8 protein-coding genes are annotated in these 11,361 nt (G+C 71.9%); 6 read left to right on the forward strand and 2 right to left on the reverse strand.

Translation table 11 applies throughout. From position 1 onward, the window contains the following. Positions 1 to 68: 68 nt before the first annotated feature. From ACIODU_RS13875 to holA, 3 genes are all read left to right on the forward strand, one after another. Positions 69 to 953, forward strand: coding sequence for a YceI family protein (locus ACIODU_RS13875; protein ID WP_356432770.1), 885 nt, complete (start codon positions 69 to 71; stop codon positions 951 to 953). A 41-nt stretch (positions 954 to 994) separates the two neighbouring features. Next, positions 995 to 1,240 carry a hypothetical protein gene (locus tag ACIODU_RS13880; RefSeq protein ID WP_327236685.1) on the forward strand — a complete coding sequence of 82 codons (246 nt, stop codon included), beginning with the start codon at positions 995 to 997 and terminating at the stop codon, positions 1,238 to 1,240. A gap of 321 nt (positions 1,241 to 1,561) precedes the next feature. Beyond that, a complete protein-coding gene (holA, locus tag ACIODU_RS13885) occupies positions 1,562 to 2,548 on the forward strand; it encodes a DNA polymerase III subunit delta (RefSeq protein WP_401767328.1) in 987 nt (328 codons plus the stop codon). Positions 2,549 to 3,512: 964 nt separating this feature from the next. Here holA and rpsT read toward each other — a convergent pair. Further along, a complete protein-coding gene (rpsT, locus tag ACIODU_RS13890) occupies positions 3,513 to 3,779 on the reverse strand; it encodes a 30S ribosomal protein S20 (protein ID WP_161312545.1) in 267 nt (88 codons plus the stop codon). A 202-nt stretch (positions 3,780 to 3,981) separates the two neighbouring features. Here rpsT and lepA point away from each other — a divergent pair, with 202 nt between their 5' ends. Then, entirely contained in the window at positions 3,982 to 5,850 is a 1,869-nt protein-coding gene (lepA, locus tag ACIODU_RS13895) for a translation elongation factor 4 (protein ID WP_161312544.1), read from the forward strand. Between the two features lie 248 nt (positions 5,851 to 6,098). Continuing rightward, complete coding sequence (locus ACIODU_RS13900; protein WP_401767331.1) at positions 6,099 to 7,988, forward strand: AMP-dependent synthetase/ligase; 1,890 nt, start codon at positions 6,099 to 6,101, stop codon at positions 7,986 to 7,988. A gap of 99 nt (positions 7,989 to 8,087) precedes the next feature. Here ACIODU_RS13900 and ACIODU_RS13905 read toward each other — a convergent pair whose 3' ends face one another. Continuing rightward, positions 8,088 to 8,672 carry a response regulator gene (locus ACIODU_RS13905; RefSeq protein WP_356432764.1) on the reverse strand — a complete coding sequence of 195 codons (585 nt, stop codon included), beginning with the start codon at positions 8,670 to 8,672 and terminating at the stop codon, positions 8,088 to 8,090. 205 nt (positions 8,673 to 8,877) lie between these two features. Here ACIODU_RS13905 and ACIODU_RS13910 point away from each other — a divergent pair, with 205 nt between their 5' ends. Then, positions 8,878 to 11,100 carry a SpoIIE family protein phosphatase gene (locus ACIODU_RS13910; protein WP_401767333.1) on the forward strand — a complete coding sequence of 741 codons (2,223 nt, stop codon included), beginning with the start codon at positions 8,878 to 8,880 and terminating at the stop codon, positions 11,098 to 11,100. Positions 11,101 to 11,361 lie beyond the last annotated feature (261 nt).

The raw sequence follows: 11,361 nt of genomic DNA on the forward strand, positions 1-11,361 counted from the left end.
CCGCCCTGCCGAGGACGACTGCCGCGCGCGGCCCCGCAGAGCCCAAAACGCACAGGGGTACGTAGCGCATGATCAGTCGCCTGCTCGGCCGACGGACGGCCGCTCACCAGAAGAGCAATCCACTCGCGGGACTGACGGTGCCCACCGGTGCGGGCCTGCTCACCTGTCGTGTCCTCGATCCCGTCAACGAGCCCGTCCGGCAGGCCGAGTTCACCGTCACCGACGGGAACGGCCGCAAGATCGTGAGCGGCGAGACCGATCCGTTCGGGACGATCGTGGCGATGGTCCCGAACGGCGAGTACCGGCTGGCGGTGTCGGCCGACAGCTTCAGCTCGTACCGGGGCAGTGTCTCGATCGCCGACGACGGCCAGCACGCCGGGCTCGGCGACATCACCCTCCAGATCGCGCCCTCGCTCCCGCTGCCCGCCCCCGGTGAGTGGGAGATCGAACCGGCGCACTCCCGCATCGGGTTCATCGCGCGCCACATCGGACTCGCGCGGGTGCACGGGCGGTTCGACAACTTCGCCGGGGCAATCCGGATCGGCGAGACGATCGAGCAGTCGGCGATGCACGTGATCATCGGCGCCGCCTCGATCGACACGAACGTCCAGATGCGCGACGACCACCTGCGATCGGCCGACTTCCTCGACGTCGCGAACTACCCGACGCTGGAGTTCTACAGCGACCGTTTCGCCCACCGCGGCGGGAACAACTGGGCGATCACCGGGGCGCTGACCCTGCACGGCGTGACCCGTACGGTCACCCTCGAAGCGCAGTACCTCGGCATGGGCAACGGCATGGAGGGCGAGACCCGGGTGGCCGTCCGGGCCTCCACCGAGCTGCACCGGGAGGACTACACGGTGAACTGGCAGTCCATGCTCGCGCGGGGGATCGCGGTGGTCGGCTCCAGCATCAAGATCGACCTCGACATCCAGATCGTCCCCAAGGGGTAGCGCGGGCACGGGAGGCCGCGCGGGCACGGGAGAATGCGGGGGTGAGCGATGTGAGACATGTGCTGGTGCTGCCTGACCGCGACGCCGCGGAGGAGGTGGCGCGGGAGCTGGGCGAGCGGTTCGCCGTGACCGAGGAGCCCCAGCTCGTACGGGACGCCCTGGCCGGCGAGGACGACGCGGAGGACGCGCAGTGGCTCGTGGTCGTGGAGGACCCCCGGGCCCGCCTGGACACCGCCGAGCTGGACGCGTTCGTGGCGGACTGGGACGGGTGGCGCGAGGCGCCGTAGGGCGTGTTCGCGAGGGGCGCGGGGCGCCGTGGTGACGGGTCCGCGCGGGGCGGTGTCCGTGCAGGGCGGTGTGCGAGAAGGGGGCGGCCGGGCGCCCTGACGACGGTCCACGTAGGGCGTGTCCGTGAGCGGGTGCGGGGCGCCGTGGTGGCGGTCCGTGTAGGGCGTTTCCATGGGGGGCGTGCGGTGCCGCGGTGACCGTCCGCGTAGGGCGTGTTCGCGAGGGGGTGCGGGGCGTCGTGGTGACCGTCCGCCGGGGTGCGCGCGGTCGGTGGCCGGGGGCGGGAGGAGTGTCGGTGGGGCGTGCCATGCTGGTTCGCGATGGCCACCAGAAAAGCTTCCCCCGACAACCTGCTCGCCCCCCTCACGCTCGCCGTGGGCCAGGAGGACCTGCTGCTCGACCGTGCCGTGCAGCAGGTCGTGGCGGCGGCCCGCGCCTCCGACGCCGACACGGACGTCCGTGATCTCACCTCCGACCAGCTCCAGCCCGGCACACTCGCCGAGCTGACCAGCCCGTCGCTCTTCGCCGAGCGCAAGGTCGTCGTCGTGCGGAACGCGCAGGATCTCTCCGCCGACACGATCAAGGACGTCAAGGCGTATCTCGTCGCGCCCGCCGAGGAGATCACGCTGGTCCTGCTGCACGCGGGCGGGGCCAAGGGCAAGGCGCTGCTGGACGCGGCGCGGAAGGCGGGCGCGCGGGAGGTCGCGTGTCCCAAGACCACGAAGCCCGCGGAGCGCCTGAGCTTCGTGCGCTCCGAGTTCCGCGCGCTGGGCCGCTCGGCCACACCCGAGGCGTGCCAGGCCCTCGTCGACGCCATCGGCAGCGATCTGCGGGAGCTGGCGAGCGCGGTCTCGCAGCTGGCGGCGGACGTGGAGGGGACGATCGACGAGGAGGTCGTCGCGCGGTACTACACGGGCCGCGCGGAGGCCTCCTCCTTCACGGTCGCGGACCGTGCGGTGGAGGGGCGGGCGGCCGACGCGCTGGAGGCGTTGCGCTGGTCGCTGTCGACGGGGGTGGCGCCCGTGCTGATCACCAGCGCGCTCGCCCAGGGCGTCCGGGCCATCGGGAAGCTTTCCTCGGCGCGGGGTGGCCGGCCCGCCGATCTCGCCCGCGAGCTGGGGATGCCGCCGTGGAAGATCGACCGGGTGCGCCAGCAGATGCGCGGCTGGACCCCGGACGGGGTGGCGGCGGCGCTGGTCGCGGTCGCGGAGGCGGACGCGGGGGTGAAGGGCGGGGGCGACGATCCGGAGTACGCGCTGGAAAAGGCGGTCGTCGCGATTGCCCGCGCGGCGCGGGCGGGTCGGTAGCGGGTCCGAGTACGCGTGCGTTTGCGTGACCGTACGGACGACTGGCTCGGCCTGCGGCCGTCGCTGTGTCCTCAATCGCCGGACGGGCTGAATGGTGCCTCGGCCGCCTGGCACGTTCCCGGACGGGCTGGAACGTGCCCCGGGCCGGCTGGAACGTAGGCCGGTCGGGCCGAAACGTGCCTTGGGCCGGTGGGACGTAAGCCGGACGGGCTGGAACGTGCCCGGACGGGCTGAAACGTAGGCCGGTCGAGCTAGAGCGTACGGCGGGCGGGTCGGAACGTACTCCTGGCGGGTCGGACGAGTGCCGCTCGTGGCGACGGGAAAGCCGACGGGGGCCCGGGAGGGCCGGTCGAGTTGGAAAAGTACCGCCGGGCGCCGCGCGGAAGAGGGCGCCGGGCGGGGTCCGGAGGAACGTCGCCGGGCCGGCTCGGGAGGTCGGCCGGGTTGGACGAGTGCCGCCGGAGGGCGGGGCAGGAAAGGCTGCCGGGGGCCGGAAGGGACATCGCCGGGCGGGCCCGGAAGGCCGGGGAGAAGAGTGCCGCCGGGCGGGGCCGGGCGGGGCCGGCCGGAAGAGACGTCGCTGGGCCGGAAGTCGGGGGAAGAGTACCGCCGGGCAACCGGGCAGAGGAGGCCGCCGGGCGGGGCCGGCAGGTCGGCCGCGTTGGGGAAGTACCGCAGGGTGGGCGGAAGAGGCCGCCGGGCGGGCCCGGAAGGCCCGGGAGAAGAGTGCCGCCGGGCGGAAGAGGTTGCCGGGCGAGGGCCGAAGGGGCGTGGCGTGACGAAGGCCCCGGGGGTGTCCTGGGAGAGGACGGCCCCGGGGCCTTCGACGTCAAACCTGTGTGGATCCGCACCCGCGTGGCGAACGCAGTCGTGTGTGGATCCTGGGTCCGCCGGTCAGGAGCGGTAGAGAGGGCCCGCTGGGTCCCTTCCGGCGATCACATCATGTGGAGCGTGGAGCGGATGCTCAGGCCTGGAGGGCGGCGACCTTGGACGCCAGCGCCGACTTCTTGTTGGCGGCGGCGTTCTTGTGGATGACGCCCTTCGAGGCGGCCTTGTCGAGCTGGCGGGACGCCTCGCGAGCGGCCGCGGTGGCCTTCTCGACGTCGCCCTCGACAGCGGCCTCACGAGCCTTGCGGATCGAGGTCTTGAGCGCGGACTTGACGGACTTGTTGCGCAGGCGCGCCTTCTCGTTCGTCTTGTTCCGCTTGATCTGGGACTTGATGTTCGCCACGAATGAGCCTTTTCAGGTTTGATGATCTTCGAGTGAGTGTCCCGGACCGAGACGGCACGGGACACAGCTGCTCAGGCTACCAGTCACCGCCGACGCGGCCCAAACCGGTCGCAGCCCCGTACCCGTGGGACGATAGGGGCTACGTATCGATCCGAGTCGACCCGAGACGAGACGCCGCGCGTCTCAAGAATCAGGACCCTGCGTGCCCGCGACCCCTACCCACGTGCCCGAGCCGAGCCGTACGGACCCGGCGCTGCTCCGCAACTTCTGCATCATCGCGCACATCGACCACGGCAAGTCGACCCTCGCCGACCGGATGCTCCAGCTGACCGGTGTGGTCGACTCGCGGCAGATGCGCGCCCAGTATCTCGACCGGATGGACATCGAGCGCGAGCGCGGCATCACGATCAAGTCCCAGGCGGTCCGGCTGCCCTGGGCGCCGAACACGGGCGACGACGTGGGGAAGACCCACGTCCTGAACATGATCGACACGCCGGGCCACGTGGACTTCACCTACGAGGTCTCCCGTTCGCTCGCCGCCTGCGAGGGCACGGTCCTCCTGGTGGACGCCGCGCAGGGCATCGAGGCCCAGACCCTCGCCAACCTGTACCTGGCGATGGAGAACGACCTCACGATCGTCCCGGTGCTCAACAAGATCGACCTGCCGGCCGCCCAGCCCGAGAAGTTCGCCGAGGAGCTGGCCAACCTCATCGGCTGCCAGCCCGACGACGTCCTCAGGGTGTCGGCGAAGACCGGCGTCGGCGTGGACGCGCTGCTCGACCGCGTGGTCAGGGACGTACCGGCGCCGGTCGGTGACGCGGACGCGCCCGCCCGCGCGATGATCTTCGACTCCGTGTACGACTCGTACCGGGGCGTGGTCACGTACGTCCGTGTCATCGACGGCAGCCTCAACAAGCGCGAGCGCATCCGGATGATGTCCACCAACGCCACCCACGAGCTGCTGGAGATCGGGGTCTCCTCCCCGGAGATGACCCCGGCCGACGGCATCGGCGTCGGTGAGGTGGGCTACATCATCACCGGCGTGAAGGACGTCCGGCAGTCCAAGGTCGGCGACACGATCACCACCCTGAACAAGGGGGCGACCGAGGCGCTCGGCGGCTACAAGGACCCCAAGCCGATGGTGTTCTCCGGCCTGTACCCGCTGGACGGCTCGGACTACCCCGAGCTGCGCGACGCCCTCGACAAGCTCCAGCTCAACGACGCCGCGCTGGTGTACGAGCCGGAGACCTCCGCGGCCCTCGGCTTCGGCTTCCGCGTGGGCTTCCTCGGCCTCCTGCACCTCGACGTGATCCGCGAGCGGCTGGAGCGGGAGTTCGGCCTCGACCTGATCGCGACCGCGCCCAACGTCGTCTACCGGGTGGTGATGGAGGACCGCAAGGAGCACATCGTCACCAACCCGAGCGAGTTCCCCGAGGGCAAGATCGACGCGGTGTACGAGCCGGTCGTCAAGGCCACGATCCTCGCCCCGAGCGAGTTCATCGGCTCGATCATGGAGCTGTGCCAGGCCCGCCGCGGCACGCTGCTCGGCATGGACTACCTCTCCGAGGACCGGGTGGAGATCCGCTACACCCTCCCCCTCGCCGAGATCGTCTTCGACTTCTTCGACCAGCTGAAGTCCAAGACGCGCGGCTACGCCTCGCTCGACTACGAACCGACCGGTGAGCAGTCGGCGCAGCTCGTGAAGGTCGACATCCTGCTCCACGGCGACAAGGTCGACGCGTTCTCGGCCATCACGCACCGGGACGCGGCGTACGCGTACGGCGTGCGGCTCGTCGCCACGCTGCGCGGGCTCATCCCCCGCCAGGCCTTCGAGATCCCGATCCAGGCCGCGATCGGCTCGCGGGTCATCGCGCGCGAGACCATCCGCGCCATCCGCAAGGACGTCCTCGCCAAGTGTTACGGCGGTGACATCTCCCGTAAGCGGAAACTGCTGGAGAAGCAGAAGGAGGGCAAGAAGCGGATGAAGATGGTCGGCAGCGTGGAGGTGCCGCAGGAGGCCTTCATCTCGGTGCTGTCCAGCGACGAGTCGGGCGGCAAGGCCAAGAAGTAGGCCGGCACCCGAAAGGGCGCCCCGAACGGGCGCCCCGGAAACAGGCCCGCGCACTCTGTCGGCGGGCCCCACGCCGTGGCGTGCGGGCCCGCCGGCCGCTTTCCGGGAAGCGGCGGCGCGCAGGCACTTACGTACCGGCCGGACGGCCTCTAGTCTGATCACAGATCGGTAGTTACTCGCGAGTTAGTTACTCGACAGTTGGAACAGCAGTCCGTCACACAGCGCTGCGGACGGGCCCGGAGGATGCCGTGAGCGACACACAGAACTTGATCGAGAACCGGCCGCCCTCCGTGGCGGTCCTCTTCGTTGAGCGCGTGGCGGCCACGCCCGGCGCGGAGGCCTACCGCTACCCGGTCCCCCCGGCCTCCGGCGAGGGCCCCGACGACTGGCGTTCCCTGACCTGGGCCGAGGCCGCCGAGCGGGTGTACGCCGTCGCGGCCGGCCTGATCGACCTGGGCGTACGGCCCGAGGAGCGCGTCGCGCTCGCCGCCGCCACCAGCGTCGACTGGATCCTCGCCGACCTCGGGGTGATGTGCGCGGGCGCCGCGACCACCACGGTCTACCCGTCCACCAACGCCCAGGAGTGCGCGTACATCCTCGCCGACTCCGCCAGCCGGGTCCTGATCGCGGAGGACGCCACCCAGCTCGCCAAGGCGCGGGAGCGCCGTGCGGACCTGCCGGACCTCGCGCACGTCGTGGTCCTCGACGCGGCCGACGCGGTCCCCGCCGAGGGCGACCCGGACGGCTGGGTGCTCTCCCTCGCCGACCTGGAGAGCCGCGGGCGCGAGCTTCTCGCCAAGACGCCGGACGCCGTCACCGAACGGCTCGGCGCCATCCGCCCGGACCAGCTGGCCACCCTGATCTACACGTCGGGCACCACCGGCCGCCCCAAGGGGGTACGGCTCCTGCACGACAGCTGGTCGTACATGGCCAAGGCCACCGTGGGGACCGGCCTGATCCGCCCCGACGACGTGCAGTACCTGTGGCTCCCGCTGGCCCACGTCTTCGGCAAGGTGCTCACCTCCGGGCACATCGAGGCCGGGCACGTCACCGCCGTGGACGGCCGGGTCGACAAGATCATCGAGAATCTGCCGGTGGTCAGACCGACCTACATGGCCGCCGTGCCCAGGATCTTCGAGAAGGTCTACAACGGGGTCGCCGCCAAGGCGCGGGCCGGCGGCGGCGCCAAATACAAGATCTTCCAGTGGGCCGCGGGACTCGCCCGCGAGTCCGCCAAGATCTCCCAGGACAACTTCCGCCGTACGGGCAGGGCGTCGCTCCCCTTCGCCCTCGCCGCGAAGCACAAGGCCGCCGACGCGCTCGTCTACGCCAAGCTCCGCGACGCGTTCGGCGGCAGGCTGCGCGCGGCCGTCTCCGGCTCCGCCGCGCTCGCCCCCGACATCGGCTTCTTCTTCTCCGGCGCCGGGATCCACATTCTGGAGGGGTACGGACTGACCGAGTCCAGCGCCGCGAGCTTCGTCAACCCGGGCGAGGCGTACCGTACCGGCACCGTCGGCAAGCCCCTGCCCGGCACCGAGGTACGGATCGCCGACGACGGCGAGATCCTGCTGCGCGGCCCGGGGATCATGTCCGGCTACCACGGGCTGCCCGAGAAGACCGCCGAGGTGCTGGAGGCCGACGGGTGGTTCCACACCGGTGACATCGGCGAGCTGTCCGTCGACGGCTACCTGCGGATCACCGACCGCAAGAAGGACCTGATCAAGACGTCGGGCGGCAAGTACATCGCGCCGGCCGAGATCGAGGGCCAGTTCAAGGCGGTGTGCCCGTTCGTCTCCAACATCCTGGTGCACGGCGCGGACCGCAACTTCTGTACGGCCCTGATCGCGCTCGACGAACCCACCATCCTCGGCTGGGCGGCGGAGAACGGGATGGCGGGCAAGGCGTACGAGGATGTCGTGGCCTCGCCCGCGGTGGTCCAGCTCATCGACGGCTACGTCCAGCGGCTCAACGAGGGGCTCCAGCGCTGGCAGACGGTCAAGAAGTTCCGGCTGCTGCCGCGCGACCTGGACATCGAGCACGGCGAGCTGACGCCGAGCCTCAAGCTCAAGAGGCCGGTGGTGGAGCGGGAGTACAAGGACCTGCTGGACGAGATGTACGCGGGAACCAAGGCGTTCTGACGGGGGCGGGGGACGGGGCGGCCGGCCGGATTCCCGTACGGCCACCCCGCGTCCGTCTCGTCCGTCTCGTCCGCCGCGTTCGCCTCGTCCACCGGCCGTCTACTGGCCCCGTTCGCGCCGCAGCTCGCCCAACATGTCCTCGATACGCCTCAGTTGACGGCCCAGCACCGCGAGATCGTTGGGGTCGTCCTGCGCCAGTTCCTTCTCGATCGCCGACAGCCGGTCCCCGATCCGGCCCAGCTGCTCCTGCTCCCTGGCCAGCAGCCGCTCCAACTGGAGCTTCCCCCGGTGCAGTTCGAGGAAGACCCGGACCTTGGCCCGCAGCACCCACGGGTCGAAGGGCTTGGTGAGGAAGTCGGCGGCGCCGGTCGCGTATCCCCGGAACGCGTAACCGCCGTCGGCGTCCGACCCGTTGAGGAAGATGATCGGGATGTCCTTGGCGTGGTCGAGCCGTTTGACGGCGGTGGCCGTCTCGAAGCCGTCCATGCCCGGCATCCTGACGTCCAGCAGGATCACCGCGAACTGCCGCTGCCCCAGGGCCGATAACGCCTCCTCGCCCGAACGGGCCCGTACGAGAGGCTCGTCGAGGGAAGCCAGGACCGCTTCCAGCGCGACGAGGTTGTCCTCCATGTCGTCCACGAGGAGGATGCTCGCGCGATCCTCGGCGGGCGCGGTTCTGCTCATTCCGGGCTCCTTGTCCGGCCCTTGTTCGGCCAGCGAGGCAAGAATGCTCTGTCCGGGGCGAGTTCGCACGCCGTTCCGGCGGTTTGGTCGCGGCCGGCCGGTGTCACTTCCATGACTCGGCGCGTACGGACGGCCTCCGTCTGTCACTCTGTCGGGATCGTAAGCGGCGCAACGCCAGAACCGGAACCGGACCAGGAGCCGCACAGTGGGTCGCATTCCGATCCCGCGCGAGACGACACGTCGACCGGCACCGCAGGTGCCGTTACGCAAGGACGCGCGGTCCACGTCACGTACCAGCCTGCCCGGCAACCCGCTCGCCCCGGCCGCCGCCCGCCGTTTCGCGCGGGCCGCGCTGGCGGACTGGACGAGCCTCGGGCTGCTGGCCACCTGTGTCTTCTGCCAGGGGGAGAGCGGTTGTTCGCCCGGGCAGCACAGCACGGACCTGCTCGCCGACGACGCGGTGCTGATCGTCGACGAACTGGTCACCAACGCGGTGGTGCACGCGGGCACCGACGTCGAACTGCTCTGCCGCCTCGAAGACCCCGCGCAGGACCCCGCCGTGGGCGACGACGGGCCGGACGAGGTGGGCGCGGCGCTGGTCCTGGAGGTGTCCGACCACCATCCGGCCCGGGGCGTGCAGAGCGACGGGCGGGGGCGTGCGCCGGCGGGAACGCCGGAGTACGGGCGGGGACTCGAACTGGTCGCCGCGCTCGCCGAGCGCTGGGGCATCACGTACCGGTCGGGGACGAAGACGGTGTGGGCGCGGCTGCCGCTCGGCGTGAGGGACGGGGCGGGAGAGGCCCCTGGGGCGCCTGTGACGACCGGGGAGAGCCCCGAGGGTGCCCGGGCCGACGGGGAGGCCCCTGGGGCCTCTGAGGCCCCTGAGGGCACGGGTGTCGGCGGGGGCTCGGGTGGGCCCGAGGCCGAGCCGGTGGTACGGCGGGAACTGCGCGCCGCCGAGATCCTGACCCCCGCGCCCCGCCGCGCCGTACGGGACGACCCCGACTGGGTCGGCCGCGCCGCGCTCTCCTTCCTCGCCGAGGCCTCCGACCTGCTCGCCGGGCAGCTCGACGAGGACCTCGTCGCCGCGCTCGCCTGCCAGCTGCTCGTGCCCAGGCTCGCGGACTGGTGCGCGGTCTGGCTCGACGTCCAGGGCGGCCAGGCCGGGGCGGCGCCGCGGCTCGCGCGGGTCTGGCACGCCGAGGAGGCCCGTATCGACGACCTGCGCGCGGTCCTGGAGCAGGAGTCCCTGCGGAAGGAACTGCCGCGGCTGCCGGAGTCCCTGCGGGGCGGGTCGGTGCCGGTGTCGGTGCCTTTGCCGTGGCCGGCGGGCGCGGAGGACGACGCGGGGGGCGGCGCTTCGGGGGACGAGGGCGCCGCCCTCGCGTGCCGGCTCGTCGCCAACGGGCGGCCGCTCGGCACGCTGTTGCTCGGCGGGGCGGGCCGTACGCGGGTGCCCGACGAGGTGTCCGCCCTCATCGAGGACTTCGCGCGGCGCGTGGCCCTGGCGATCGGCGCCGCGCGCCGGTACACCCGGCAGGCCACCATCAGCCGGGTCCTCCAGCGCGGACTGCTGCCGAGCCAGGTCGCGCGCATTCCCGGCGTCGAGAGCGCCCTCGTCTACGAGCCCAGCGACGAGGGGCTCGCGGGCGGCGACTTCTACGACATCTTCCCGTGCCCGCCCGGCGGCCGGTGGTGCTTCATGCTCGGCGACGTCCAGGGCAGCGGCCCCGAGGCGGCGGTCGTCACGGGCCTCGCCCGCCCGTGGCTGCGGCTGCTGGCCCGGGAGGGGTACCGGGTCGGCGCGGTGCTCGACCGGCTGAACCGGCTGCTCCTGGACGACGCGACGGAGGCGGCGGCCGCGGTGGCGGCGTTGCCGTCCCGGGACGGGGGGCCTCTTGGGGCGCGTGAGGCGGGTGGGACTCGTGACGCCGGTGGGCCTCGTGAGGCCGGTGAGGTGCGTGAGGCTGGTGAGGTGCGTGAGGAGAACCGGCCGCGGTTCCTGTCGCTCCTGTACGGGGAGCTGGTGCCGCTGCCGGGGCCCCGTGGGGGCGCGCGGTGCACGCTGGCCAGCGCGGGGCATCCGCTGCCGTTGCTGCTGCGGCCCGACGGCACGGTGACGTCCGCGGCGTCGCCGCAGCTGCTGCTGGGGGTCGAGGAGAACGTCTCGTACCAGAGCCACACGTTCGACCTGGCCCCCGGGGACACGCTCCTCTGCGTCACGGACGGCGTGACCGAGCGGCGCTCGGGGCGGCGGATGCTGGACGACGGGGATGGGTTGGCGCGGGCGTTGGAGGGGTGCGTGGGGCTTTCGGCGGAGGGGGTGGCGGAGCGGATACGGCGGGCGGTGCATGACTTTGACGGGGCGCCGCCGGGGGACGACGTGGCGCTCCTGGTCTTCCAGGCGGAGCGCGTTGCGGCGGGGTGACGTGGGCGGTCCGCCTGGGCGGCGCGGCGTCTTTGCTTGTCCTCGCGCCGGACGGGCGTCTCCGCCCTGGTGGGCGGCGCGGCTTCCTCGCTTGTCCTCAATCGCCGGACGGGCTCCGTTTTGGCGTCTGCCCGGGGCGCGGGCGCGCCTTACTGATGTCCTCAAACGCCGGACGGGCTGGGTGTGTCGTGGTGACGGGGGGCGGGGCCTCCGGAGGCACGTATGTCCGGACTGCATGTTTTACGGCGCGTTCAACGGGTC

Source organism: Streptomyces sp. NPDC088261 (assembly GCF_044740805.1).
In the GTDB taxonomy this organism is placed as follows: domain Bacteria; phylum Actinomycetota; class Actinomycetes; order Streptomycetales; family Streptomycetaceae; genus Streptomyces.

What these genes read in the sequence shown, in the direction of transcription:
- holA (WP_401767328.1), top strand. Translation starts at nt 1,562, where the DNA reads ATGGCCACCAGAAAAGCTTCCCCCGACAACCTGCTCGCCCCCCTCACG.
- ACIODU_RS13875 (WP_356432770.1), top strand. Translation starts at nt 69, where the DNA reads ATGATCAGTCGCCTGCTCGGCCGACGGACGGCCGCTCACCAGAAGAGC.
- ACIODU_RS13905 (WP_356432764.1), bottom strand. Translation starts at nt 8,672, where the DNA reads ATGAGCAGAACCGCGCCCGCCGAGGATCGCGCGAGCATCCTCCTCGTG.